General features: G+C 64.3%; 25 protein-coding genes and 1 pseudogene. 16 read left to right on the top strand and 10 right to left on the bottom strand.

From position 1 onward, the window contains the following. The first annotated feature begins 72 nt into the window (after window positions 1-72). Window positions 73-1,512, top strand: coding sequence for a PLP-dependent aminotransferase family protein (locus AB5Y98_RS16040; protein ID WP_368232268.1), 1,440 nt, complete (start codon window positions 73-75; stop codon window positions 1,510-1,512). A gap of 40 nt (window positions 1,513-1,552) precedes the next feature. On the opposite strand, the gene AB5Y98_RS16035 is transcribed toward AB5Y98_RS16040, so the two are convergent. Then, window positions 1,553-2,071 carry a GNAT family N-acetyltransferase gene (locus tag AB5Y98_RS16035; protein ID WP_081852301.1) on the bottom strand — a complete coding sequence of 173 codons (519 nt, stop codon included), beginning with the start codon at window positions 2,069-2,071 and terminating at the stop codon, window positions 1,553-1,555. Window positions 2,072-2,208: 137 nt separating this feature from the next. Then, on the bottom strand, window positions 2,209-2,859 hold the full coding sequence (locus AB5Y98_RS16030; protein WP_368232267.1) for a tellurite resistance TerB family protein: 651 nt from the start codon (window positions 2,857-2,859) through the stop codon (window positions 2,209-2,211). 62 nt (window positions 2,860-2,921) lie between these two features. Here AB5Y98_RS16030 and AB5Y98_RS16025 point away from each other — a divergent pair, with 62 nt between their 5' ends. The 6 genes and pseudogenes from AB5Y98_RS16025 (at window position 2,922) to AB5Y98_RS16000 (ending at window position 6,615) form a co-directional block, all read left to right on the top strand. Beyond that, window positions 2,922-3,773, top strand: a complete 852-nt coding sequence (locus tag AB5Y98_RS16025) for a DMT family transporter (protein ID WP_258116424.1) — start codon at window positions 2,922-2,924, stop codon at window positions 3,771-3,773. Next, entirely contained in the window at window positions 3,770-4,069 is a 300-nt protein-coding gene (locus AB5Y98_RS16020) for a hypothetical protein (protein ID WP_368232266.1), read from the top strand. The genes AB5Y98_RS16025 and AB5Y98_RS16020 overlap by 4 nt, the downstream gene beginning before the upstream one ends. 20 nt (window positions 4,070-4,089) lie before the next feature. After that, a complete protein-coding gene (locus tag AB5Y98_RS16015; RefSeq protein ID WP_017781751.1) occupies window positions 4,090-4,560 on the top strand; it encodes an acyl-CoA thioesterase in 471 nt (156 codons plus the stop codon). Window positions 4,561-4,642: 82 nt separating this feature from the next. Next, entirely contained in the window at window positions 4,643-4,798 is a 156-nt protein-coding gene (rsmS, locus tag AB5Y98_RS16010) for a pleiotropic regulatory protein RsmS (protein WP_010634402.1), read from the top strand. A gap of 39 nt (window positions 4,799-4,837) precedes the next feature. Beyond that, window positions 4,838-5,305 (top strand): GyrI-like domain-containing protein, encoded by a 468-nt coding sequence (locus tag AB5Y98_RS16005; protein WP_368232265.1) that lies wholly within the window; start codon window positions 4,838-4,840, stop codon window positions 5,303-5,305. 111 nt (window positions 5,306-5,416) lie between these two features. Next, window positions 5,417-6,615, top strand: a pseudogene (locus AB5Y98_RS16000) (MFS transporter). A gap of 22 nt (window positions 6,616-6,637) precedes the next feature. Here the strand turns inward: AB5Y98_RS16000 and AB5Y98_RS15995 are convergent. Beyond that, window positions 6,638-7,486, bottom strand: coding sequence for a LysR family transcriptional regulator (locus AB5Y98_RS15995; RefSeq protein WP_368232264.1), 849 nt, complete (start codon window positions 7,484-7,486; stop codon window positions 6,638-6,640). Window positions 7,487-7,596: 110 nt separating this feature from the next. Between AB5Y98_RS15995 and AB5Y98_RS15990 the strand changes: the two genes are divergently transcribed. The 3 genes from AB5Y98_RS15990 (at window position 7,597) to AB5Y98_RS15980 (ending at window position 11,538) form a co-directional block, all read left to right on the top strand. Then, window positions 7,597-8,100, top strand: coding sequence for a nucleoside deaminase (locus AB5Y98_RS15990; protein WP_368232263.1), 504 nt, complete (start codon window positions 7,597-7,599; stop codon window positions 8,098-8,100). Beyond that, entirely contained in the window at window positions 8,093-9,313 is a 1,221-nt protein-coding gene (locus AB5Y98_RS15985; RefSeq protein WP_368232262.1) for a cyanate transporter, read from the top strand. Before AB5Y98_RS15990 ends, AB5Y98_RS15985 begins: the two co-directional genes overlap by 8 nt. 344 nt (window positions 9,314-9,657) lie before the next feature. Continuing rightward, window positions 9,658-11,538 (top strand): exotoxin A binding domain-containing protein, encoded by a 1,881-nt coding sequence (locus AB5Y98_RS15980; RefSeq protein WP_368232317.1) that lies wholly within the window; start codon window positions 9,658-9,660, stop codon window positions 11,536-11,538. A gap of 77 nt (window positions 11,539-11,615) precedes the next feature. On the opposite strand, the gene rluF is transcribed toward AB5Y98_RS15980, so the two are convergent. Next, entirely contained in the window at window positions 11,616-12,665 is a 1,050-nt protein-coding gene (gene rluF, locus AB5Y98_RS15975; RefSeq protein WP_324051937.1) for a 23S rRNA pseudouridine(2604) synthase RluF, read from the bottom strand. A gap of 470 nt (window positions 12,666-13,135) precedes the next feature. On the opposite strand from rluF, the gene AB5Y98_RS15970 reads away from it, so the two are divergent. Beyond that, window positions 13,136-14,719 carry an alpha/beta hydrolase gene (locus tag AB5Y98_RS15970; protein ID WP_368232261.1) on the top strand — a complete coding sequence of 528 codons (1,584 nt, stop codon included), beginning with the start codon at window positions 13,136-13,138 and terminating at the stop codon, window positions 14,717-14,719. A 123-nt stretch (window positions 14,720-14,842) separates the two neighbouring features. Here AB5Y98_RS15970 and AB5Y98_RS15965 read toward each other — a convergent pair whose 3' ends face one another. Further along, the gene (locus tag AB5Y98_RS15965) at window positions 14,843-15,211 is read right to left on the bottom strand and encodes a VOC family protein (RefSeq protein ID WP_368232260.1); all 369 of its coding nucleotides are present in this window, start codon (window positions 15,209-15,211) and stop codon (window positions 14,843-14,845) included. Window positions 15,212-15,560: 349 nt separating this feature from the next. On the opposite strand from AB5Y98_RS15965, the gene AB5Y98_RS15960 reads away from it, so the two are divergent. After that, complete coding sequence (locus AB5Y98_RS15960) at window positions 15,561-16,238, top strand: HNH endonuclease signature motif containing protein (protein ID WP_274182463.1); 678 nt, start codon at window positions 15,561-15,563, stop codon at window positions 16,236-16,238. Between the two features lie 57 nt (window positions 16,239-16,295). Here the strand turns inward: AB5Y98_RS15960 and AB5Y98_RS15955 are convergent, their stop codons facing one another. From AB5Y98_RS15955 to AB5Y98_RS15940, 4 genes are all read right to left on the bottom strand, one after another. Next, window positions 16,296-16,883: a histidine phosphatase family protein gene (locus tag AB5Y98_RS15955; RefSeq protein WP_368232259.1), complete on the bottom strand. Its 588-nt coding sequence runs from the start codon at window positions 16,881-16,883 to the stop codon at window positions 16,296-16,298. Window positions 16,884-17,025: 142 nt separating this feature from the next. Continuing rightward, complete coding sequence (locus tag AB5Y98_RS15950; protein WP_017779224.1) at window positions 17,026-17,679, bottom strand: transcriptional regulator; 654 nt, start codon at window positions 17,677-17,679, stop codon at window positions 17,026-17,028. 58 nt (window positions 17,680-17,737) lie between these two features. Further along, window positions 17,738-19,027, bottom strand: a complete 1,290-nt coding sequence (locus AB5Y98_RS15945; protein WP_368232258.1) for a serine dehydratase subunit alpha family protein — start codon at window positions 19,025-19,027, stop codon at window positions 17,738-17,740. 22 nt (window positions 19,028-19,049) lie between these two features. Then, on the bottom strand, window positions 19,050-19,433 hold the full coding sequence (locus AB5Y98_RS15940; RefSeq protein WP_005299455.1) for a Rid family detoxifying hydrolase: 384 nt from the start codon (window positions 19,431-19,433) through the stop codon (window positions 19,050-19,052). A 258-nt stretch (window positions 19,434-19,691) separates the two neighbouring features. Here AB5Y98_RS15940 and AB5Y98_RS15935 point away from each other — a divergent pair, with 258 nt between their 5' ends. The 3 genes from AB5Y98_RS15935 to AB5Y98_RS15925 all read left to right on the top strand — a co-directional run bounded on the left by AB5Y98_RS15935 (window position 19,692) and on the right by AB5Y98_RS15925 (window position 23,755). Continuing rightward, window positions 19,692-20,987 (top strand): amino acid permease, encoded by a 1,296-nt coding sequence (locus AB5Y98_RS15935; RefSeq protein ID WP_005299451.1) that lies wholly within the window; start codon window positions 19,692-19,694, stop codon window positions 20,985-20,987. A 193-nt stretch (window positions 20,988-21,180) separates the two neighbouring features. Then, window positions 21,181-23,187, top strand: a complete 2,007-nt coding sequence (locus tag AB5Y98_RS15930) for a methyl-accepting chemotaxis protein (RefSeq protein WP_368232257.1) — start codon at window positions 21,181-21,183, stop codon at window positions 23,185-23,187. 277 nt (window positions 23,188-23,464) lie between these two features. Continuing rightward, on the top strand, window positions 23,465-23,755 hold the full coding sequence (locus tag AB5Y98_RS15925; protein ID WP_368232256.1) for a hypothetical protein: 291 nt from the start codon (window positions 23,465-23,467) through the stop codon (window positions 23,753-23,755). Window positions 23,756-23,810: 55 nt separating this feature from the next. On the opposite strand, the gene AB5Y98_RS15920 is transcribed toward AB5Y98_RS15925, so the two are convergent. Then, a complete protein-coding gene (locus tag AB5Y98_RS15920; RefSeq protein ID WP_010634417.1) occupies window positions 23,811-23,999 on the bottom strand; it encodes a hypothetical protein in 189 nt (62 codons plus the stop codon). A 313-nt stretch (window positions 24,000-24,312) separates the two neighbouring features. On the opposite strand from AB5Y98_RS15920, the gene AB5Y98_RS15915 reads away from it, so the two are divergent. After that, on the top strand, window positions 24,313-25,233 hold the full coding sequence (locus AB5Y98_RS15915) for a LysR substrate-binding domain-containing protein (protein ID WP_244365375.1): 921 nt from the start codon (window positions 24,313-24,315) through the stop codon (window positions 25,231-25,233). Window positions 25,234-25,462 lie beyond the last annotated feature (229 nt).

Genomic DNA, 25,462 nt, shown 5'->3' with positions numbered 1-25,462 from the left:
TACACCACGGAGCATGACACCTATAACAGATGCAGTTATATTGAATTACACCTATAACAGTTACTGCATCACATGTCCCTTTACCGTCAACTGGCCGACCGCCTGCAACAGCAGATTGAAGCCGGGGTGTGGCAACCCGGCGAGCGCATCCCCTCCATCCGCCAGAGCTGCAAGACCCATGGCCTGAGCCCCATGACGGTGCTGCAGGCCTATCAGCTGCTGGAGAGCCAGGGGCGGATCCTCGCCCGCCCCCAGTCCGGCTACTACGTCAAGGCGGCGCCTTCCCGCCCTGCCGCCAGCCTGCCCCAGCAGGCGCACTACAGCGGCTCGGTGGACATCAACGATCTGGTGTTCGAGGTGTTGCAGGCGAGCAAGTCACGGGAGCTGGTGCCCCTTGGCATGTCGGTGGCCGACCCCACCCTGTTCCCTCATCCCCAGCTCGGGCGGGCGCTGGCCAGCTGCATGCGCCGGCTCGACCCCTTCAGCACGGTGGCAGACCTGCCCCCCGGCAACGAGGCGCTGCGCCGGGCCATCGCCCAGCGTTACGCCAGCGAGGGGCTGGCGGTGGATCCCCAGCAGATCATCATCACCACCGGCGCCATGGAGGCGCTCTCCCTCAGTCTGCAGGTGCTGACCGAGCCCGGTGACTGGGTGGTGGTGGAGTCCCCCACCTTCTATGGCGCCCTGCAGGCCATCGAGCGGCTCAAGTTGAATGCGGTGGAGATCCCGGTGATCCCGGGGGTAGGCATCGACCTCGCCCTGTTGGAGGAGGCCCTTGCCCAGCGCCCCATCAAGGCGTGCTGGCTGATGGGCAATGTTCAGCACCCGCTGGGTCACACCATGCCGGATGAGCACAAGCAGGCGCTGATGGCGCTGCTCAACCGACGCGGGGTGGCGTTGGTGGAGGATGACGTCTATGCCGAGGTCTATTTTGGCCGTGAGCGGCCAAGGCCCATCAAATACTGGGATACCCGGGGCGAGAGCCTGCTGTGCAGCTCCTTCTCAAAGTGCCTAGCACCGGGCTTTCGGGTCGGCTGGGTGGTGGCGGGTCGCCACGCCGAGCGGGTGCAGCGGCTGCAGCTGATGTCGACCCTCTCCACCAATGTGCCCAGCCAGCTGGCGCTGGCCGAGATGCTGCGCCAGGGCGGGGTGGATGCCCACTTTCGCCGGCTGCGCCACACCCTGGCCCAGCGCCAGCAGCAGATGCGGGCCGCCCTGCTGCGCCTGCTGCCGGGGGAAGTGAGCATCTCCTCCCCCGATGGCGGCTATTTTCTCTGGCTCGAGTTTGACCCGCGCCTCGACAGCCGAGCCCTGCACGCCCGGGCGCTGGCCAGCGGTTTCTCGCTGGCCCCCGGCGCCCTCTTCTCCAGCAAGGGACTGCACAACCACTGCCTGCGACTCAACAGCTCCCATCCCTGGAGCGAGCAGTTGGAGGCGGCCCTCACCCGGTTGGCCGAACTTATCCACCAACAGCTGGACACTACTCCCGTCAAAGACCAAAAGGCCCCATGACGGGGCCTTTTTCTTGCGAAATTATCCGGTTGAAACGGGTTTATCTGACCATGGTCTGTGACAGCATCTTGAACCCCAACCTCTCGTAGAGCGCCTTGGCGCGCTCGTTGAATGCCATCACCTCCAGCCGCAACTGGCTGGCGCCCTGCGCCTTGCCCCACTCATCGCAATGGGCGATCAGCGCCTTGCCGATCCCCCGGGAGCGCTGCCCCTCATCGACCACCAGGGTGCCGATACGGCAGATGGGCTCCTTGCTCAGAAACGGGATGGTCTCGTTGATATCGATGCGGGCGGTCAGAAAGCCCGCCACGGCCCCCTCCTGCTCGGCCACGCAAAACAGGCGCCCTTCGGCGGCGATGGCTGCCAGCAGAAAGGCCCGCTCCTCGGGGGATGGCGGGCAGAATACCTGCGGCGCCTGCGCGAAGTGGATCTCCCCTATCTGCCGGTTCAGCTCGAGGATGGCGTCTATGTCCTGCTCACGTGCCTTGCGTATTTCCAATGAATGCTCCTTGCCTCTGTGTCCTGACGATGATGTGTCCTGGCGATGAGACGGTCTCATCTGCTCCCTTTGACCAGGGCTCCATCATAGTGGCTGCCCGGCCAGACAAGAAGTGCCGCAACAGCCTTTGGCAGGCATCTGAAAACAACAAGGCCCCGTCACGGGGCCTTATCGACAATCCATGTACTGAGCGGGGATCAGGCGGGGGCATCCAGCTGAGCTACCTGGCGCTCAATGCTGCCTTTGAGGTTCTCATCGAGCTTGAGGGCGCGCGCCAGCTCGTCCAGATAACCGCGCTCCATGAAGTGATCCACGTCGATGGCAAGCAGGGAGGCGAGATAGACCTCGGTGGCCAGCTCCATGTCGGTCACTTCCCGCGCCAGGGCGTGGGGATCCAGGGGGCGAGCCAGCTCGGCATCAATCCAGCGCGCCGCATCGCTCTGGCCCTGCTCGGTCAGGTACTGCTGGATCTTCTGACGCTCGTCGGCGTCGATATGGCCGTCGGCCCGGGCCGCCGCCACCATGGCGCGCACCAGGAGGGCGGCTCTGGCATCCAGCGCATTGCCCTGCAGGGTATCGAGGGGCCGGGTCGGCTGGGCCGGGGCAGACTGCTGGGCCTGCCAGTCCTGATAGAGCTTGTAGGCCAGGCCGCCGAGGGCCGCCGCGCCGCCCACCGCAGCCACCTTGCCGCCATATTTGCGCACCTTCTTGTTGCCAAGCAGCAGGGCCATGGCACCGGCGGCGAGGCCCCCTTGCGCCATCCCCTTCATCTGCGCCTTGCGGCTGTCGCCACCTTCGTTGAGCCAGCCCTTGCCAGCTCCCATCAATTGCTCCAGCATTTGTTTCATGGGACCTCCTCGTTGGATGGTGAACCATGCTGAACCTGCCCCACTGAACTCAAGGTGAATGGATGCCACTGCCCCGCCTGCTGTCGCTGACCCTGCTGACCCTGATGGCGTTCGCCGCCAACTCGGTGCTCTGCCGGCTCGCCCTGTTCGAAGAGCGGATGGATCCCGCCCTCTTCACCCTGCTGCGCCTGACCAGCGGCGCCCTGGTGCTGGTGCTGCTGTGCGGCGCGCGCAAAAAATCCCCCCGCCAGGGGGACTGGGGCGGCGCCCTGGCTCTGGTCACCTATGGCGCGGCGTTCTCGTTCTCCTACCTCACCCTGACCGCGGGCACCGGCGCCCTGCTGCTGTTTGCCGCAGTCCAGCTCAGCATGCTGGCACCGCCCCTGTTGCGCGGGGAGCCCCTGCCCCGCCGCCAGTGGCTCGGTCTGCTGCTCGCCATGGCGGGCCTGGTGGTGTTGCTGCTGCCCGGCCTCAGCGCGCCGGATCCGCTGGGGGCGGCCCTGATGATAGTGGCCGGCATCGCCTGGGCCGGCTATACCCTGCGGGCCTCACGCTTTGCCGACCCGGTCGCCGCCAACGCCGGCCACTTTCTGCGCGCCAGCCTGCCGGCCGCCCTGCTCTATCTGCTGCTGGGGCAGCTGCAGACCAGCCTCGCCGCCATCGGCTATGCCCTGGCCTCGGGGGCGCTGGCCTCCGGCCTTGGCTATGCGCTCTGGTATCTGGTGCTGCCCCACCTTGGCCGCACCCTGGCCGCCAGCGTCCAGCTGCTGGTGCCCCTGCTCGCCGCCCTGGCCGGGCTCATCTGGTTGGATGAGTCCTGGTCGCTGCGCTTGGTATTGTCGACCCTGGGCATCCTGGGGGGGATCGCCCTGGTCATTGCCGGACGCCCCCCATCAGGAGAAAAATCATCATGAAGATGCTCGTATTGCTGCTCGGTTGTGCCCTCTCGCTCCCCCTGCTGGCCGCAGTGGAGGACAGAGATGCCAAACAGGCCAAGCTGGATGCCGCCTGCCAGCAGGCCCAGCAACAGCTGGTCGAACAGGGCAAACAACAGCGGATCGACGCCTGCATCAAGGCGGACGGCAAGGCTGCCAAATGCCAGCAGGAGTTCGCCAGCTTCGGCCAGCGCGAGGGCAACAAGCGGCCCGATCTCAACAACCTGCCCCCCTGCCAGCAGGCTGACGCCTATCGCAAGAGCTACCGGCAATGACCCTCAATCAAGGAGACCCCATGACCCCACCCCGCGAACTGACCCTGCAGTTTCTGGCCGAGCCCGCCGACGTGAATTTTGGCGGCAAGGTGCACGGCGGCATGGTGATGAAGTGGATCGATCAGGCCGGCTACGCCTGCGCCGCCGGCTGGTGTGGCGGCTACGCGGTGACCGTCTATGTGGGGGGGATCCGCTTTCTGCGCCCCATTCAGATAGGCCAGCTGGTGGAGGTGCACGCCCAGGTGATCCACACCGGCACCACCAGCATGCACCTGGCGGTGGATGTCTACAGCCGCCACCCGACCCAGCAGGAGCGTCACAAGACCACCCACTGCATCATCATCTTCGTGGCCATGGACGAGCACGGCAAACCGACCCCGGTGCCCCAGTGGCAACCGCAAAACGAGAGCGATCGGCAGCTGCAGCAGTACGCCCTCAAATTGATGGCCCTGCGCGAGCAGATCGACCAGGAGATGCGCCAGCACCTCTAAGCCGGGTCGCCCGCAACACCAGACAGGTCCCCATCCGGGAGCGGCCCTGTATAATGGCGTTTTCCCCGTTACGGAGTCTGTCATGTCATTGGAAACTGCCCCGCCCGAGGTCCAGCTCGCGGTGGATCTCATCGAACTGCTGGAGACCAACCGGATTGAGCCGGCCCTCGCCCTGGCGGCACTGGCCATCGTCTCCGCGGACTATCAGCGCAAGCTCAGTGAAGGCAAGGAGTGCTGAGCAAGGTTGCCTTGCCATCCATCGCGTACAGGAGGTGTCATGGCTGACCCCATCCGTTTTGAAACCGGCCGCCCCATGCAGCTTGCCGGCCTGCGTCGTCACCATGCCTTCGCCCACGCCGACTTCGGCGGCCAATGGCGCGATTTCAGCGCCCTGGGTCCGCTGCCGGGCCAGCTGGGCGAGCATGCCTATGGCGTCATCTGCGGCGTGACCGCCACCGAGTGCGAATACATGTGTGCGGTGGAGGTCGCCGCGCTGGAGGTGCTGCCCAAGACGCTGGGGCGGATGCGCATTGAGCCCCAGACCTATGCCGTCTTCCTGCACCGGGGGCATGTCTCGACCATGCCGCACACCTGGCAGCTGGCGCTGGAGTGGCTGGCGCAGTCCGCTTACCAGTCGGCCCACCAGCCCGATTTCGAGCGCTATGGCGCCGCCTTTGACCCGGAGACCGGCAGCGGCGAGGTCGAACTCTGGTTCGCCGTGCTGCCGCGCCAGGCCATCGCCTGAGCATCCCGCGTTATCTGACCTGATAAACCGGCAAGGTTTAACCCAGACAAGGGGCTGACTCGGTGCACGGGCGGTGCAAGGATATGGCTCCCCTACTGCCCGAGAGTTGTTATGGATAACCAGGAATGTCTCGACCAGGCCGGTCTTTGGAGCCGCTCCGCCCACATCATGACGCTGGCCTGCCTCATCGTCTTCATGGCCCAGATGGCCACCACCGTTTACCTCCCCTCCCTGCCCGTGGTGATGACGGATCTCGCCATGACCCGGCAGGGGGCCGAACTCTCCATCTCGCTGTTCGTCATCGGCGCCGCCCTGCCGGTGCTGTTCTGGGGCGCCGCCGCCGATCGCTACGGTCGCCGGCTGCCCCTCGCCCTGTCACTCTTGCTGTTTGTCGGCCTCAGCCTGCTGCTGGCCACCACCAACCAGGGGCCGCTGCTCTTGATCCTGCGCACCCTGCAAGGAGTGGCGGCCGGCGGGCAGCCATCATCGCTCGTATCCTGGTGCGGGATCACTGGCACGGCGATGAGCTGGCGCGCCGCCTCTCGGTGCTCTCCATCGCCTTTATCACCGCTCTTGGCGGCGGTCAGTGGATAGGCGGCCTCATCAGCCGCTATGCCCATTGGCAGCTGGGGTTCGTGCTGATGGCCGGGGTCGGCGTGCTGGCGCTGCTCTTGATGAGCAGCCTGCCGCTGCAGGGACCCAATCCGGCGGCGGCGAGCGGCGGCATGTGGGCCCGTTACGCCAGCCTGCTGCGCCGCCCCGGCTTTTTCTGGCCGGCCTGCGCCGGCGGCATCGGCTTTGCCATCACGGTGACCCTGCAGGAGGTGAGCCCCTTCGTGCTGCAGCAGGGGTTTGCCCTCGAGGTCACCACCTTCGGCAGCCTGGGGTTGCTGATCGGTATCGCCTACTTCGCCGGCGCCATGACGGTCAACCGGCGGGTCGCCCTGGTGGGGGGCCGCCAGCTGATGCGCCAGGGGGCCGCGCTCATACTGCTGGCGGCCGGCGGCATGCTGCTGCTCTGGGCACTTGGCGCCCTGCAGGGCAGCGGTGGATTGGTGGCCATGATGACCTGCTACTGCCTCATCATCTTCGGGCAGGCGGTGCTCTTTCCCAACAGCATGGCGCTGGCGGTGAGCGATGGCCGCGAGCACGGCGCCTACGCCATGACCCTGTGCGGCTTCCTGCAGCAGGGGGTAGCCGGGGTGGCCGCCGCCGGCTCCACCCTGGTGAGCCATCACGGCGCCTGGGCTCCGCTCATCTTCACCCTGGCGCTCGTCACCCTGCTCATCGTGCGCACCAGGGTGCGCTAAGCAGGCCTCTGCCTGTGTCCCCTCACCGCTCAGCGGGCCCCATCACCCGATCACACAGGCTGGTGAGGGCCTCACTAAGGCGCGTGAGCGGCTCGCCACGCTCCGCTCCCAGGTGCAGCGCCAGCTCCACCGGCGCCACTGCCGGCCAGTGGGTCAGCTCCTGCTGATCCGGCTGGAGCAGGCGCCGGGGCAGCAGGCTGACCCCGATCCCGGCGCTCACCGCCCCCTGCAGGCTTGCCAGGCTGGCGCTGACGTAGGCGATGCGCCAGCGCCGCCCCAGAGCATCGAGTGCCTCGGTCAGCTGCCGCCGATAGAGCCCTTCGCTCGGGAACACCACCAGTGGCAGGGGATCCCGCTCGCTGGCGGGCCAGGCACGGCTGTCGACCCAGGCCAGCGGCTCGCGCCAGCAGGCGCGCGGCATCCCCTGTCCCCGTGCCTGTTTGATCAGCGCCAAGTCCAGCTCGCCGGCCTCGAAGCGCTGCCAGATCTCGTGGCTGAGGCCGCTGTGCACCTCCAGCCGCACCTGCGGGTAATCGCGGGCAAAGGCCGCCAGCACAGGGGCGATGGCACCGGCGGCAAAATCCTCCGGCACTCCCAGGCTCAGCTGCAGGCTGGCCTCGGCCACCTGCTCCTCGGCCCGGGCCAGCAAGGCCAGGATGCTGCGGGCCAGCCCCAGCAGCTTCTCCCCCTCTGCCGTGGTCACCACCTGGCGACCGGAGCGGTCCAGCAGCGGGCAGCCGAGCTGCTGTTCGAGGCGCCGCATCTGCTGGCTGATGGTGGACTGGGTGAGGTGCACCCGTTCACCGGCGCGGGTAAAACTGCCGCTGTCGACGATGGCGACAAAGCTGCGCAGCAAGAGGGGATCCAGCATGGTGACTCCATTTACAAAACCACTGCATGCCATTCTATCATTTAATTTCCCCATGACTGGCTTCCCCGCTAGGCTGGTCTCCTCCCATTCCCTTGCCTCGAGGATCCGTCATGCCCCACTCCCTTGTCGAACCCGCCGGCTCACGCCTGATCGCCTCGCTCACCACCAATCCCACTCATCAGGAGTGGCTGGAGCAAGCGCTGCAACTGGCCCTCCATAACCGCCAGCAGGGGGGCAGACCCTTTGCCGCCCTGCTGGTGCAAGGTAACCAGCTGGTGACCAGCGCCGTCAACACCATGCACCAGGATGGCGACCCCACCCGCCACGCCGAGCTGGAGGCCCTGCGCCAGGCCAGCCAGGTCGGGCCGCTGGCGGGGGCCATCGTCTACGCCAGCGGTCACCCCTGCCCCATGTGCCTGAGCGCCCTGGTGATGAACGGCATCGCCGCCGTCTATTACGCCTTCGATAACGAGGATGCAGCCCCGTTCGGCTTTGACAGCACGGCCGCCTACCAGAAGCTGGGCCTGCCCCTCGCGCCGCCCCCCCTGCCGCTCATCAAGCTGCCGAGCCCGCTGGCCGCCGCCGAGCTCTATGGTGCACAAAGTCATGCTTGAGGCCCGTATCGATACGCGCCAGCAGCAGGCCCTGCTGGTGCTGGTGATCCTGATCGGGCTCAACCTGCGGCCGTTTCTCACCGCCATCGGCCCCCTGAGCCGCGACATTGCCGAGGCGCTCGGGCTCGGCATGGATACCCTGGCCTGGCTGACCCTGCTGCCGCTCTGGCTCATCGGTGGCGGCGTGCTGCTCACCCCGGCCCTGCGCAGTCGCAGCGGGCCGCGCCAGTTGCTGGGGGCGGCCCTGCTGCTGTTGGGAATGGGCAGCGCCATGCGCTTCGAGGCAGCCAGCGGCGCCCTGCTCATCGCCAGCGCCGCCCTCTGCGGGCTGGGTTCGGCCCTGGTGCAGGGGGTGCTGCCCGGTCTCATCAAGCAGGCATTTGCCCAGAAGGTGCCGCTGGTGATGGGCATCTTCTCGGCCTGCATGATGGGGGGCGGGGCGCTGGGTGCCAGCCTCACCCCGCAGCTCGCCGCCCGGCTCGACTGGTCCCAGGCGCTGGCGCTGTGGAGCCTGCCGGTGCTGCTGGCCATGGGCTGGCTCGGCTGGCGGGTACGGCTGCCAGCAGCGCCGGTGGCGGTCTCCGGCGGTGGCGAGCAGCGCCTCATCAGCCTGCCCCGCAGTTGGCTGCTGATAAGCTGCTTTGGCATCATCAACAGCGGTTACGGCATCGTGGTGGCCTGGCTGGCGCCGGCCTACATGGCACAGGGCTGGAGCCCCCAACAGGGAGGCGAGCTGGTGGCCTGGCTGGCACTGGCCCAGACCGTGAGCGGCCTCGGCCTGCCGCTGCTGGCCGCCCGCCGGCTCGAGCGGCGCCCCTGGATGGGATTGGCCATCGCCATGCAGCTGGCGGGCTTTGGCGGCCTCTGGCTGGCGCCGACTGCCGCCCCCATCCTCTGGTGCATGCTGTGCGGCGCCGGGCTTGGCGGCAGCTTCTCCCTCATCATGGTCATCGCGCTGGATCACCTGCCGGATCCGCGCCGCGCCGGCACCCTCAGCGCCCTGATGCAGGGGTTCGGCTTCATGCTGGCGGCCACCGGCCCCTGGGTAGCGGCCCGCCTGCATCACCTGAGCGGTGACTTCGCCGCCGCCTGGCAGTGGCAGCTGGCCGGCCTGGTGTTGATGAGCCTGCTGGTGCTGCGACTGGATCCGCGCCGCTACCCGCGTGCCATGAAGCTGGCCACGGCCTCTCCTGCTCCTGCCCCCATCAACTGATCTGCGCTCGCCTCCTCTTTCCCGAATGAGGAGGCAAGCTCACCCCCCTGCTATTCCTTCCCATCCTTTGCTCGCTTTCCGGTATCGGGCCAGCTGAGCAAATCATCAGCAAATCACTTCATATCCATTTGATTTATAACACATTAAATCTTCCCATATGGAGGGTTGTGCTGCCATATGAGCCCATTAAGGTAAGGCACTCAGACGAGAATTAATCTCGTTTCGTCTGACAGGGAAGAGGCGGTATTCCTCAGGGAGGAGAGCGCCACGCGCCAGTGGCTTTGCTATCACACAAAGGAAATCACATGCAGACAAACACAAAATGGGCTTCTCTACTCGGTGGCTTGGCCATGCTAGGCGGTGCCATCTCACCGGTCATGGCCGACGAGTCATTCAACCTGTGGCAGGAGTGCGCCACCCGCTGCACCCTGGATCTGGCCCAGGGGGTGCGCGCCAGCCAGCTCGATGTCGCCAGCCTGCTGGGTGACCAGGCGGGATCAGGGGTACTGCACTACTCCATGGTATTGGAAGAAGGGGGAGACAGCCTCAAGCTGGCCCTCGGCAATGCGCTGACCCTGCGCACGGATGGCACCACCATCACCCTGACCAGCGCCACCGCGGGCAAGGGCCCACGCACCTACAGCTATACCCGCCAGGGACGCGGCAACTGGTCGCTGCACTGGCTGGTTCCCGTCGGCGACGATGCGCCCGCCAGCATCAAGGTCTTCTTCCATGAGCTGGATGCAGGATCCGAGGTGAGCCATATCTCCCCCATCTACAGCATCGAAGTGAGCGACGACCTGCTGCGCACCATGGCCAGCAACTCGACACTCTTCGTCAGGCACGTGGAAAACAACGAGATCAATCGCAGCCTCACCCTCAGTGCGGCTGGGGTCGGCTTCGTGGCGGCGCCCACCCAGCACAGCCGTCAGAAGCGCTGGAGCGAGTGGCATACCGGCAAGGTGCTGTGCCTGCTGGATCCGCTGGATGCGGTCTACAACTACCTGTCGCAGCGTACCTGCAACCTGGGTGATACCTGGGAAGGCAAGGTCTACCGGGTATTGGCCGGGGCACCCGCCTCTCACGACACCCATATCGTGCCGACCGCCATCAGTCATCGTCTGCACTTTGCCAAGGGAGACGGTCTGGCGGCCCTCACCACCCATCAAGTTTGCGCCATCCCCCTTGAATCCCTGGCCAGAAGCCGTCAACCCAGAGGCTGGGAAGAGCTCAGCCAGTGCGGCTATCCGGTCCACAATCTCGTCACCCTCTATCTGCTGACCCGCCTGCCATGGTCCCAGCTTGATACCGTGATCACCCAGGCGCTGGCCAACACCACGCCAGAGGATGGCTCAACGCCACGAGGGCAGCTGGCGCAAGCCATTCGGGAGAACCCGGCCCAGGCACGGCTGGCCCTGAGCATGGCGGCCGCCCAGAGCGATGCCTTCAGCCACCAGCAGGCGGGCAATAGCCAAGAGCAGGCCGCCAGCGCTGACGTGGTCAATCTCACCTGCCCCGCCGCCGATCTCAACTGCCTGGCGCCGGCCGACAGTGCCGATGCCCTGCAGGAGCGGGACTATCCGAACGGTGCCAGCTTCCTGGGTGACGGGGACGAGGTCAGCTTCAGCACGGCCGGTACTCGCAACTGGTCGGTGACCCGCCTGGAGCAGGCCCATCGCCAACTGCTGGCGCACGGTTATCTCTTCGTCGGTTATCACGGCACCTTCCTCGAAGCCGCCCACAGCATAGTGTTTGAGGGGGTGCATGAACGGGATCAATCCTCCATCGCCCCCTGGCAAGGCTTCTATGTCGCCGGCGATCCGGCCCTCGCCTACGGTTACGCCCAGGATCAGGAAGCGGATGCCCGTGGCCGTATCCGCAATGGCGTGCTGCTGCGGGTCTATGTGCCGCGCGCCGCACTGCCCCGCCTCTACGCGACCCAGCAGACCCTGGCCGATCCCGGCGCCGTCGATGAGGTCGGCCGCCTGATTGGTCACCCTCTGCCGCTGCAGTTGGAAGCCATCACAGGACCGGAAGAGGAGGGCGGCCGCCTGGAAACCATTCTGGGCTGGCGACTGGCGGAGCAGGCGGTAGTGATCCCCTCCACCATACCGACGGATCCGCGCAACGTCGGCGGCGATCTTGACCCTGCCAGCGTGCCTCAGGAAGAGAGCGCCATCAGCACCCTGCCTGATTACGCCACCCAACCCCGCGAAGACCTCTGAATCGCGGGTCATCGATACAAAAACACCGGCCTGTGGCCGGTGTTTTTTTACTGTCAACGCGGGGAGTGAGAGGGCGCCTAGCGCCCCTTCTTCTGCCGCCCACCCTGACCGGCGCGCGGTTTTCCGGCGGCCGGTTTGCTCCCCTTGTTCGGGGCGCCTTTGCCTGCGCTACCTTTGGCCGAGCCGCCTTTTGCTGCGCCGCCTTTGCCCGCAGCCCCCTTGCCTGCCGGGGTCCGTTTCTCGAACGCCTCCGGGCCCGGCACATTGGGACGCCCGCCAATCTCGTGGTCATCATCCCGGCGCGGTTTTTTGCCCGGTGCCGACTTGCTGCCTTGCGCCGCAGGCGCCTTGGGTTTGCCACCCTGAGCATTGGCCGGTTGCGCCCCCTTGGCCGGTTTCACCTCGGAGGAGGAGTCTTCAATCAGCTTGAACAGCTCGATCAGCTCGTCACCGTCGAGATCGCGCCACTCGCCCACCGGCAGCCCCTTGAGGCTGACGTTCATGATGCGGATACGCTCGAGCTTGGTCACCTCGAAGCCGAAGTGCTCGCACATGCGGCGGATCTGGCGGTTCAGCCCCTGCACCAGCGTGATGCGAAACACGAACGGCGCCTCTTTCTTCACCTTGCACTTCTTGGTGACGGTGCCGAGGATCGGCACCCCGGCACCCATACCCCGGATAAACTCGTCGGTCACCGGCTTGTCGACGGTCACCAGATACTCTTTCTCGTGATCGTTGCCCGCCCGCAGGATCTTGTTGACCAGATCACCGTGATTGGTCAGGAAGATGAGCCCCTGGGAGTCCTTGTCGAGCCGGCCGATGGGGAAGATGCGGGTGCTGTGGTTGACGAAGTCGACGATGTTGTCCTTCTCCCCCGCTTCCGTGGTGGAGACGATGCCCACCGGCTTGTTGAGGGCGATGAAGACCAGGCTGTCCGCCTCGCGCGGCTCGATCACCTGGCCGTTGACCTTGACCAGATCCCCGGCAAACACCTGATCCCCCACCCCGGCCCGCTTGCCGTTGATGAAGACACTGCCCTGCTCGATGAAGCGATCGGCCTCGCGACGCGAACAGATGCCGCTCTCGCTGATGTATTTGTTCAGACGCATGGATTCATCAGCCAGCATGGGTCACCTGCCAGCGGCCCACGGCCTGCGCATGTCTCATCAGAGCGCGGGATGGCCGGCTCACCAGGTCAAAATTGTGCATATCACTCCATCTTTAAAACCGGCCGAGGTCGGCCTTGTCAGCAAAAAACGCCGGCACATTAGCACATTGCTCTGCCGCACACGCAGGATAGTTGCACCCGGCCCGTCTCGCTTCCCGCAAAATGCGCGCCGCGTCACGCCAAAACGGTGCGCAATGCGTCCCCATATAACGGCGCAGCAGGCGGCAAGTGCCGCCATGAAAGCGCCTTATCCCCAGCCCGGACAATGCCCCATGCCTCACCCCCTGGCGCCCCTCATCAACCTCATCCCGGCCTGCTGCCTGTACTTATCATCTTGTTTCCATTAGGCTTTAAGCCAGCTTTCGAGCTTTAGTACGGCCGTCGTGGACGCGGGGCCGCCCCTCTTTTATCAGTGCCAAGGACTCGCCCATGCTGGCTCGCACCCGCCGCCTCGTTCGCCGCCTTCTTCTCAGCCTGCTGGGCTTGCTGCTGCTCGGCTGGGCACTGATCGCCTACTTCGCCTGGCAGGCCGAACCGCTGCAACCCTGGCACACCCTGGTGCCGCCCGAGCTCAGCGCCGAGCAGCTCGATGGCAGCGACTGGCAGGCCTATCTGGCCCACGAGCAGCAGCTGTTCGAGCTGGTGACCAGGGAGGTAGTGGCCCGAACGCCGCCGGAGCAGCAGCTCGACAGCAATCGCTACTATCAGGATGCCCCCATCAATCCGGCTCATTTCGAAACTGACTGGAACCGCTCCTATCTGCTGCGCCCGAGCGGCGAGGTGAAAGGGGTGGCGGTGTTCCTGCACGGTTTGACCGACTCCCCCTACAGCCTGCGCCACCTGGCCCAGCGCTACCGCGAGCAGGGCTTCATCGCCCTGGGGCTACGCATTCCGGGCCACGGTACCGTGCCGGCCGGGTTGGTCGACATCGACTGGGAGACCTGGCTGGCCGCCACCCGGCTGGCGGTGCGCGAGGCCAGGGTACTGGCGCCAAGCCCGCTGCCACTACATCTGGTGGGGTTTTCCAACGGCGGCGCACTGGCGGTGAAATATGCGCTCGATGCGGAAGGTGACAAGACAGGGGCACTGGCAAGGCCCGATCGGCTGGTACTTATCTCCCCCATGATAGGGGTGACCCGCTTTGCCCGCTTCGCCGGCCTCAAGGCGGTGCCCGCCCTGCTGCCCGCCTTTGCCAGCGCCGCCTGGCTCGACACCATGCCGGAGTTCAATCCCTTCAAGTACAACTCGTTTCCGGTCAACGGCGCGCGCCAGTCTTACCGGCTGACCCACGCCATCCAGCAGCAGGTGCGTGAGCAGGCCGCCAGCGGCGAGTTGGCGGCCTTCCCGCCCACCCTCACCTTCCAGTCGGTGATGGACTACACCGTCAGCACCCGCTCCATCATCGCCGATCTCTACCACTTCCTGCCTGCCAACGGCAGCGAGCTGGTGCTGTTCGACATCAACCGCGGCACCCTGTTCGGCCCCTTGCTGAGCAGCGCCTCCGAGCTGGCGCTGAGCCACCTGCTGCCGCGCCCGCCGCTCTCCTACCGGCTGACGGTGGTGGGCAATCAGGCTCCCGCCAGCACCCGCACCCAGGCCAGCAGCTTGCCGGCCGGCGGTGGGCCTGAGCAGATCCAACCTCTCGACATCGACTACCCCAGGGAGATCTACTCCCTCTCCCACGTGGCCCTGCCCTTCCCGATGGATGACCCCCTCTATGGCATGGCGCCACGGCCCGAGCAGCGCGAGCAATACGGCATCAACCTGGGGGGCCTGGCCCTGCGCGGTGAGCGCGGGGTACTGATCGTCAACCCCGGCGCCCTCACCCGTACCTCCTCCAACCCCTTCTACCCCTATCTGCAGCAGAAGGTGATAGAGACGCTGACAGCGCCTGCCCAACCGCCGGCCGGCAAGCAGCCAACCCCGGTCTGGGACAGCGAAGACGAAGCCGCCTATCAGGCGGAGCGGGAACAGTTTCTACAGGATGCGCAGGAGAGCGAGGCTCCCTTCTAGGGCCCTTGCCAGGACCCGTTGCGGCTGTGTGTCAAGATAGGGCCAGCGCGGAGCCTCTCACCACTAGCCCCAATCGCCCCGGCAGAGCGGTATCCACCGGCACTCACCCGATGCCAAGCGCCATCAGGGATAGCGGCTGATCTCAATCAGGTTGTGATCCGGATCCAGGCAGTAGACCGACTCGATGGGGCCGCAGGCGCCGCTCTTGGTCACCGGCCCCTCCACTATCTCCACCCCGTGCCAATGGAGCTGGGCGATGACCTGTTCCAGCGGCCAGCGGGTGATGAGGCAGAGATCCCCCGAGCCCACCTGCGCCCGGTTGCGCGGCTCCTGCCCCAGCAGTTGCAGATTGATCTTCTGGTTGCCAAAGCGCAGGGCCCGGCGCCCCGCCCCAAAGGTGATGGCTTCCATGTTGAGCACCGAGCTGTAAAACGCGACGGCCCGCTCGATATCACTGACCGTCAATACCAGATGGTCGATATGGCTGATCATGTCCCCTCCTGGCTGATGTATGTCGATAGCGCTAGCCCGACAGACTAATCTGTGGGCACCCTCATCATACCCAATTGTCTACCAATCAACTGTGCCGAATGGTGCAAAGATGGCCGAGCAAAGCCGCTAGCTGAGTGAAGGCGGCGGTGGCCTGATCACTGCGTATGATAAGTCTCTTACAGGCCACAACTAACGTAATTGTTTGATGATGAACACATTATTGTACCGACACAGCTGAAATAAGGTGTCGATTGGATTAAGATGCGCGCCATATCAGGTAACTCGGATGGGGCCATCCCGATCATGTCGGGGCTCAGGGCGACCGAGAAACAGGGCTGAGGAACCAGTTTTGCGCGAGTCATGGACAGAAGAGGAACTAAGGGCGACGGTCAGCGCCTATCTGGCGATGCGCACCATGGAGCAAAATGGCATCCCCTTCGTCAAAAAGCGCTATTACACCGAGCTCGCTAACCAGTTTGGCCGCACCGAGAAGGCATTCGAATATCGAATGCAGAACATCTCCTATATCTGCGCCCTGCTAGGACGAATCTGGGTATCAGGTCTCAAGCCGGCTAAGAACGTGGGCCCCCACAATGCCCCCATCATAGAGCGCCTGCTCTGTGAACTCGATGGCCAACCCTATACCGGCAAGGCTGCCTTTGAGCATCAAGTGAGCCGCTACCAGACCAAGCCAACACTCCCCATGCCCACAGGCATTCAAGAACCAAAGCAGCGTTATGGAGCCAGTCCTGGCTATGGGCGAGATCCAAAGGTGAAGGCTTGGGTATTGATGACGGCGGCAGGCCATTGCGAAAGCTGCGCACAACCAGCCCCTTTTCATGCCACCACGGGGGAGGCCTTTTTAGAGGTGCATCATCTGCGCACACTCGCCGAAGGGGGCTCGGATACCATCAGCAACACGGTGGCGCTCTGCCCTAATTGCCACCGTGAGCTGCACTATGGCGTCAACCAAGCACAAAAGCGTGAGGCCCTTTATCAGGCGCTACCCAGGCTGGTGCGAGAATAACGCGCCTTCGTCGCTCATAAAAAACGGCTCGCCAATGGCGAGCCCTTTTGGTTGGGGTCAGCAGGGGATCCGCTCGATGCGGCCATCGCTCAGTTTGAAGAAGGCATCCTGCGGCAGTTCCTGCAGCCAGGTGGTGGTGTAGTCCAAATCCGCATAGGCGCCGCGCAACATGGAGCCAAACAGCCCATGAGAGACCACGATGGCGCGCTCAGCGATGCGCTCATCCTGCAGCCAGCTCAGCGCCCGGCCCTGAATGCTCTGAAAACTCTCCCCCTCTGGGGCCTGCAGGTACCAGTCCGGCTGCTCCAGATCGAGCTCGGGGTGGGCCGCCAGCAGCTCGGATACCCGGCGACTCTCCCACTCTCCCATCCCCAACTCCACCAGCCGCTCGTCCCAGACGATACGCGCTTGGTCCAAGCCAAGCTGCTGGCACACCCGCTCCGCGGTCTGGCGCGCCCGGCCGAGGGGGCTGGCGTAAATGGTCCAGTCGGCGGGCTCGGCCAGCAGCTTGGCCAGACGGGCCCCCATGGCGAGGGCTTGGGCTTCGCCCTTGGCGGTCAGTTCGGAGTTGCAGCGCCCCTGCAGTCGCAGTTCGGCGTTGTAACGGGTCTGGCCGTGGCGCAGCAGATAGAGGGTACGGGACATGGTTTCTCCAGCAGGTTCAACGAGATAACAAAAACAAGAGAGGCATGGTAGCAGATGTGCCGGGGCAGCCAAGGCACAGACGGGGGAAAGAAAAAAACAAAACGGGTCACTGCTGACCCGTTTATGCCGGCAGGCTCCGTGCTCAGCCCTTCTTGATCTCCCGCAGATAGCGGTAGATGGAGTGAACCGAGATGCCGAGCTGGCGAGCCGCTATCTGGGCGCTGTCCTTGAGTTCGAAGATGCCGAGCTCGTGCAGCTGGTTGACCATGACCCGGGTCTTCTGGGACGGGGGCACCGCCTCGTTGCCGCGCACCTCGGCACTGACGGTGTCGATGGTGCTGTTGAGGGCCTCGTCGATGTTGCGGGCAAACACCTCAGGGGTGGCATGCCCATCGTGGCCGTGCAGGCACTCCGGCATCATGGTGCGCAGCACGGATTGCAGCGGGGCATCCATGTCGGTGTTGATGCAGAGCAGACCGATGGCCTGCCCCTCGCCGTTGCGAATGACGGTGGTGAGCGAACGCAGCGTCTTGCCGGTGGCGCACTTGGTCATGTAGGGGCTGGAGATATCCTGCCCGCTCTTGAGTTTCATCATCGCCAGGTTGGTGATGGGGGCACCGACGCTGCGCCCGGTGATATGGCCGTTGGCAATCTTGATGATCGACGGATTGCGCGCATCCAGGCTGTGCAGCAGCACCTCGGTGTGCTGGCCATACATGGCGGCGATGCCGTCCACGATGATCTCCATCGCCTTGAGGATCTCGAAATCGGTCGGACTCAGCTCTTGCAGCTTCACATTGAAACCTTATAAAAGGGCTGCCGACCCGGGCAAGGGCGGCAGCCGACAGGGACACTCAGGCGGACATGATATCAATAATGGTGCTGTCTGTGGCAGACATGCCGTCTTTGACCATCTGGCCCACGTTGCGAATGGTCTGCTCCACGTTGCCCGCCACAATCCCCTGCCCCGACACAGCATGGCTGTTGAGCGCCATCAGGAAGCCGCGCACCGCCGCCCCGGAGGAGGTGCTCACCTTCATGGCGCAGGAGGCCTTGGCGCCGTCGCACACCATGCCGGCGCTGTCGCTCAGCACGTTCTGGATGGCGTGGCAGGATTGCTCGAAACTGCCGCCCGCCAGATAGACCATGGCCATGGCCGCCGCCGCGCTGGTGACCGTGTTGCCACAAAAGGCCGACAGCGGCGGATAGTGGGACTTGATGTAGATGGCCCCCAGGTGGCTCATGATGAGAGCGCGGGCCAGCTGCTCTTCGCTGGCACCGAAGCGCTCGGCGATGACCACCACCGGGATGGTGGCGGCGATGCCCTGGTTGCCGCTGCCAAAGTTGCTCATGGCCGGCAGGCTGGCGCCCCCCATGCGGGCATCGGAGGCCGCCGCGGTGCGCATCACGATGCGGTTCATCACGTCCTCGCCGATGAGGCCGGCCTGGATGTTCTGCTGCATGGTGCGGCCGATCTCGAGGCCGTAGGGGTTGTTCATCCCCTCGTCGGAGAGTTTGCCGTTGAGCTCGGAGGCCTGCAGGATAAAGCGGATCTGCTCGAACTCCACCTGGGTAGCGAACTCATGAATGGCGGCGATGCTGATGTCGACCCCGTCGCAGATGGCGCCGGTGGCGCCCCCCTGGCCCTGCTCGGCCGTGAAGGTCACTTCATCATTGCGGCGCTGCTCGACGATGCGGGTATGGCCGCCGCACAGGGTCACCTCGGCGCTGTGCTCGGTGCTCTCTGCATCAAGGCCCAGCAAGCGGACCCGGCAATAGATGAACTCGGGGGCCGAGGTGCGGCTCACCTGCACCTGGCCTGCATCGATCAGCGCCTGCGCCTCTGCGACCTGGGCCGGCGTGATGGCGGCCAGCACCTCCAGCCCGGCCTCGGCGTTACCGCCGAGAGCACCGGCGGCGGCGGCGATGGCCAGCCCAATCTTGCCGGTGCCCGGCACATAGACTCCCATGGAGTTCTTGTAGAGGTTGTCCGACACCACCACCTCCAGCCGGACGGGCTTGCAGCCCAGTTGCCGGGCGGCGACGGCGGCGGCATAAGCGGCGGCGATGGGCTCGGTACAGCCCAGCGCCGGTTTGACAACCTGTTGAATAATCTGCAGATACTGCTGCCACGCTTGCTTCATCAGAACACCCTTTCTATCAACATTAACCAGCGATGTGAGCGATCGCTTCCACTTCAACCCTGACACCCATCGGCAGATCCTTCACGGCAAAGCAGCTGCGGGCCGGGCAATCTTTCAGGAAATAGCGTTTATAAACCTCGTTGAACGCGGCAAAATCACTGATCTCGGCGAGATAGCAGGTGGTCTTGAGCACGGTATCCAGGTTGCCACCGGCGGCCTCCAAGACATGCTTGAGGTTCTCCAGCGCCTGACGGCTCTGGGCTTCGATGCCCCCTTCCACCACGCCGCCCTGCTGTTTGCACACCGGCAGCTGGCCAGAGGTAAAGATGAGGTCGCCATAGGCAGTGCCATGGCTGTAGGGACCGATGGCATCGGGTGCGGCATCCGCCACTATGATCTTTTTCATATCGCCACTCCTTAAAATGCAATTATTTTTGCAATCATTTGTAATCAACAGTCTTGTCTTGTTCAACATTATTTGCTTATTAGGCATTCCATTCAACTAAAACCTGCAAAAACAGCGATAAATTCGGTAGCAGACGCAAATTGAAAGCGTGATCTGTCTCCCTCTTTAGGTAGAAGAGCGATAAAAAGCATTGTTTTGCCGCTTTTTATTCAACTATATTTGCGCCTGATTTTTACCCCTACAAAAACAAGGTATTTTATGGACGCGCACAGTACGACACTCACCCGGCCCGTGATGGGCACGCTGGAATGGAAAGAAGCGGTTCGTTTTGACAGCACCGACTGGGGCTGGGTCATCATGAGCATCGGCATGGCCATCGGGGCGGGGATCGTCTTCCTGCCGGTGCAGGTGGGATTGATGGGGCTGTGGGTGTTTTTGCTGTCGGCGGTGATCGGCTACCCGGCCATGTACATGTTCCAGCGCCTCTTCATCAATACCCTGGCCACCTCGCCCGAGTGCAAGGACTACCCCAGCGTCATCAGCGGCTACCTCGGCAAGAACTGGGGCGTGCTGCTTGGCGCCCTCTACTTCGTGATGCTGGTGATCTGGGTGTTCGTCTACTCCACCGCCATCACCAATGACAGCGCCTCCTTCCTGCAAAGCTTCGGGGTCACCCAGCAACTGCTCTCCGAGAATCCCTTCTACGGGCTGGTACTGATCTGCGCCCTGGTGGCACTGGCCTCGCGCGGCGAAAACCTGCTGTTCAAGATCTCCACCTTCATGGTACTGACCAAGATCAGCGTGGTGGCTGTGCTCGGCCTGATGATGGTGGGCAAGTGGGATGCCGCCAACATCACCGCCATGCCGGCCAGCGGTGACTGGCTGAAGGATGCCATCGTCATGCTCCCCTTCACCCTCACCTCCATTCTCTTCATCCAGAGTCTGAGCCCCATGGTGATCTCCTACCGCTCCCGGGAAAAATCCCTGGAAGTGGCCCGCTTCAAGGCGATGCGCGCCATGAACATCGCCTTCGGCATCCTGTTCGTGGTGGTGTTCTTCTACGCCGTCTCCTTCACCCTCGCCATGGGCCACGAGCAGGCGGTCAAGGCCTCCGAGGAGAACATCTCGGCGCTGGCCATGGTGGCCCAGGGCATGCCGGGCCAGACCCTCAAGCTGCTCAGCCTCACCCTCAACATCTTCGCGGTGATGACCGCCTACTTCGGCGTCTATCTGGGCTTTCGTGAAGCCTGCCAGGGGCTGGCGATGAACCTGCTGCGCCGGGTGATGCCGGAAGATCGCATCAACAAAGGGCTGGTGGGCAAGGGGATCATGGTGTTCACCGTGCTGCTCTCCTGGGGGGCCATCGTGCTCAATGCCCCGGTGCTGAGCTTCACCTCCATCTGCAGCCCCATCTTCGGCATGGTAGGGTGCCTCATCCCGGCCTACCTGGTCTATCAGGTGCCGGCGCTGCACAAGTACAAGGGGGTCTCCCTCTACATCATCATCGTCACCGGTCTGCTGCTCTGCGTCTCGCCCTTCCTCGCCTTCAACTGATCTGCCGGCACCCTGTGTCATCGGCGGCGGGCCACCCTGAGGGTGGCCCGTCTGTTTGACCCATTCAGCCCCCTTCCAGAGTGAAAAAGCCAAGAGGATCACAACTTCCACCACCCTTCCAACCGAGCCTCCCCGGCGAGGAGTAATATCCAGCCATCCCGCTACATGCCCCCATCGGGGCCCGAGGCTTCATATGAAATGGATATTCATGCCCGCCATCCGGCTCGGCAATCAGCTCTCCTTCAAGTACAAGTTTTTGCTCTGGTCCTGCCTGATGCTGCTGCCGCTCGCCTACAGCATGACCAACCTGCTGGGCCGGCTGCAGGACGACAATGCCCAGGCCCGCAAGGAGCTGGCCGGCGTGGTCAAGCTGGCGCCGCTGCCCGCCATCGAGCAGGCCCTGCTGACCCATCGCAACCTGGTTACCCGGCACGGCTATGAGCAGAACCCGGTCGGCGAGGAGGAGGTCAAGGCCGCGGCCCGGGCCGTCGATGCGAGCCTGGCCGCCTTTGCCGCCAGTGGACAGCAAAACCCCACCTTTGATGCCCTCGCCCAGGGCTGGGCCGGCCTGCAAAACGAGGCGCTGGAGCTCGAGGTGGATCAGAGCAACCTGCGCCACGACAAGCTGCTGACCGAGGTGCGCCACCTCTACAAGAGCATTACCGCCGCCAGCAGCTTGGTGCAGGATCCCGCGCTCGGCACCTACTACATGGTGGTGCTCGCCAGCGAGCGGTTGCCGCAGCTGCGCGATCTGCTGGCCCAGGTACGGGATCGCGCCGCCACCATCGCCGACTTCGGCCTGTTTCAGGCGCAAGGGTATAGCGCCCTGCGCTTTCGCCTCGACCTCATCAACGCCACCCTGCAGGAGTTGGAGGCCGACCTGACCCTGCTCTACGAGATGGCGCCCACCTATCGCAGCGAGCTTGGCCAGCAGACCGACGCCCTGTTGCAGCAGGCCCATCAGGGGGTCGATACCCTGGAAAACAAGATGATGAAGGATCAGCAGGTGCAGCTCTCCAGCAAGGAGGTGCTGGCGCTGGGAGATGGGCTGGATGCCGCCATCACGGCGCTGGCCGGTCAGGTGCGCCAGCGGCTGGAGGCGGATCTGCACCAGCGCATGACCGCCAACCAGCGCCACTTCTGGTGGGTGACCGGGCCGCTGACCGCTATCCTGCTGGTCTATCTCTACCTGATGATCGGCGCCTATCTCTCCTTGCGCGCCACCGTGGGCCGGGTGCGGGAGATCGCCGCCCGGGTCAACGCCCAGGATCTCGGCCAGCAGATCGAAATCGTCGGCCAGGATGAGCTGGCGGCCATCAGCCGGGATTACAACGTGACCCTGCAGACCCTGCGCACCCTGATGCTGCGGGTGCGGGAGAACGGCGTCAGCGTGGTGGAGAGCGCCACCGAAATCGAAGCGCGGACCTGCCGCTCCCAGGAGGTGATCGCCGATCAGCAAGGGGAGACCCACCAGGTGGCCACCGCCATCAAGGAGCTGGCCGCCACCTCCCACGACATGGCAGGCAACGCCCAGCAGGCCGCCCGCATGACCCAGGAGGCGCAGGCCGTGGTGGGCCAGGGCGAGGCGGTGGTCGAGCGCACCATCATCGCCATCGACCACATCAACCGCGAGGTGCTGCGCACTGCCGAGACCATCGGCCAGCTGGAGCAGCAGTGCAGCCAGATTGGTGGCGTCATCGGGGTGATCCGCGGCATCGCCGAGCAGACCAACCTGCTGGCCCTCAACGCCGCCATCGAGGCGGCCCGCGCCGGCGAGCAGGGGCGCGGCTTCGCGGTGGTGGCCGACGAGGTGCGCTCGCTGGCCAGTCGCACCCAGGGGGCCACGGTCGAGATCCAGCAGATGATCGAGCAGTTGCAAACCGGCGCCCGCGCCTCGGTCAGCGCCATGTCCGCTGCCAGCCGCGAGGCGCAGGAGGGGGTCGGTCTGGCCCAGGAGGCCCAGCAGGCCTTTGGCGCCATCACCGAGCGGGTGGGCAGCATGGTCGACACCAACTCGGTCATTGCCAGCGCCATCGAGCAGCAGGGGGCCGTGGTCAACGAGATAGAGCGCAACGTGGTGCGCATCTCCGATGGTAGCGACGAGGCGCTGCAGGTAGCCAACGCGGCCCGCGACGCCGCCCGCCAGATCCACCAGCTCACCGAGCAGCTGCGTGCCATGGTGCAAAGCTTCGTGCTCTGAGCCGGCGCCCGTCACCCACGCCAGCCCCTTGCCGGGCTGGTTTTTTTGCAAATTCAGACGGTTGTGCCGCATTGTTTTTCTTGGCGAAAAAAGTATCGACTACCCATTGTGCGATGAGGATAAAGCGGAGTAATCTTTAGCCACAACAAGATTCGAACGTTACCTTTTCGCCTGCCACAGGCCCGGGGATCAGTTCAACGCCCGAGAAACAGTTCGACGAGAGTTCGGCGAGAGGCAGCTCGCATCACGACACAACCGTTCAGGCGAGGTATCGCAAATGGCGAAGTACCAGTTTTTCTCTATCCCGGCCTCCAACCGGCAGCAGTACACCTTTATCGACATGGCCTCCCCCACCTTCCTGCCCGAGAAAGAGGCGCTGCTGGCGCAGGGGTTCGAGGTGGAAGAGGATTTCATCGACGCGGCCAACCCGCGCGAGGCGGTGGAGAAGTATGGCTCCAACTTCCTCTACGTGGCCGATGAGCTAGGCAAATCGGACGCCGGTTACGCCGCGGCCGTCGCCGTGCAGGGGCTCGGCAAGACACTGCTGGGGCAGAAGCGGGGCAATTGAGTAAGTAGATGAAGCGCGGCCATCAGCAAGCTGCCGATGGCCGCAGCAATATGGTTCAACCGCAGGCGAGCTGGCGGAGCATCTCGATAAGCTCCTCCTCGCTGCTGGGCTCATAAGCCAGCGTCATGCTCGGCGCCGCCCCTCCCATCAGCATGTAAACGTGCGTGCTGCAGTGGTCATAGTGATACCACTTACCGTCGATACAGACGTCGGTATAACATCTCGGGTCCCTTTCAAGTTCCATACATCCATCCTTCTGTTACCTACTACCCACATCCTTTTTCGACCGTAAAGTAACCAGAGCGTTACAAACTTGATGCAGATCAAGCCAGGTTGCCGACGCCACCATTTCTCGGTAAAAGAGCCCCGAAAGGCGCTTCTTCTGCCTCAGCGATGGTCATATGCTGCTCGTTAAGTTCTCAGTCAGCCACGCCCGCCACAATGTGAGCTGGGGCAGCGGATCCTGCGCAGCCCCTCAGGCGCCCTTCACCCCATGGCGGGGCCCGGCGACAGCCAGCGCCTGGCGCCACACGACCAGGCCCGCAGAGGAGGTATAGATGAGCCACTCCCACATAGATCTGAACCTGTTTCGCATCTTCGATCGCGTCATGACCGAGAAGGGGGTATCGGCCGCGGCCGCCAGCCTGGAGATGACCCCCGCCGCCATCAGTCAGGCCATTCGCAGGCTCAGCGATCTCATCGGCGAGCCCCTGTTTCGCCGCGATGGCCGCGGGATCATCCCCACCAGCCGTGCCCTCGCCCTGCACCGGGAGATCCGCACCGCCCTGCATACCATGGAACGCTCCCTGCTGCTCAATCAGGCGTTCGATCCCCTCACCAGCCAGCGTATCTTTCGCATCGCCAGCCACCCGGACCTCGATCTCCTGCTGTTGCCGGCGCTGCTCGCCCATCTGGCCAGGGTGGCGCCCCACTGCCGGGTGGAGTCGGTGCCCGGCATGTTTGAAGAGCATCTGCGTCAGCAGGCGCTGCGCCTTCGCAACATCGACCTGGTGCTGGCCAGCACGGCGCTGGAAGAGACCGGCTTTTGCAACGAATCCCTGCTGACCCTGGAGCTCAGGGTGGCCTGTCGCGCCGATCATCCGCGCATCGGGGAGAGCCTCGACTTCGAAACCTTCTTTGCCGAGGAGCACGTGGTCTGGGATGTGCGCCGCAAGGACGACTGGGTCATCCGCAGCCTCAGCGAGCAGGCCCTGCCTCCCCGCAAGATTGCCTATGAGAGCAACGCCCTGCTCACCGCCCTCTCCCTGGTCAGCCAGACCGAGTGGCTCTGCGTGGTCAGCCAGTGGCATGTCGCACAGGTGCGCGACACCCTGCGGCTCAAGGATTTTCCGCTGCCCTGGGCCTCCAGCCACTGTCCCGTCTACATCAGCTGGCACCAGGCGCAGGGCCGGGATCCCGCCCTCCAGTGGTTTATCCGCCAACTGCACCTTATCAGCGCCGGCGTCCCCCTCATTTAACCACCGCTTAACTGTCGTTTATTGCCGGCTGCCATGATTGTTGCGGCCGGCTTGACTACTCTGGTGCCGACCCCGTTGCCGTGCCCTCGGCGCAATGCCGCAACGCCCGACTAACCAATCGATGCTGACCATGTTCATGGGACATGTCGTCAGGGGGCATCTCTCGCCCAACGTTTCACTCCGGGTCTGGATAGCGCCTGCCATGGCTGGCGTCATCTCGGCTACCCGT

The sequence above is a fragment of the Aeromonas sp. s3 genome (genome assembly GCF_040907805.1).
Taxonomy (GTDB): Bacteria; Pseudomonadota; Gammaproteobacteria; order Enterobacterales; family Aeromonadaceae; genus Aeromonas; species Aeromonas dhakensis.
This window is presented reverse-complemented; position numbering and strand designations above follow the sequence as displayed.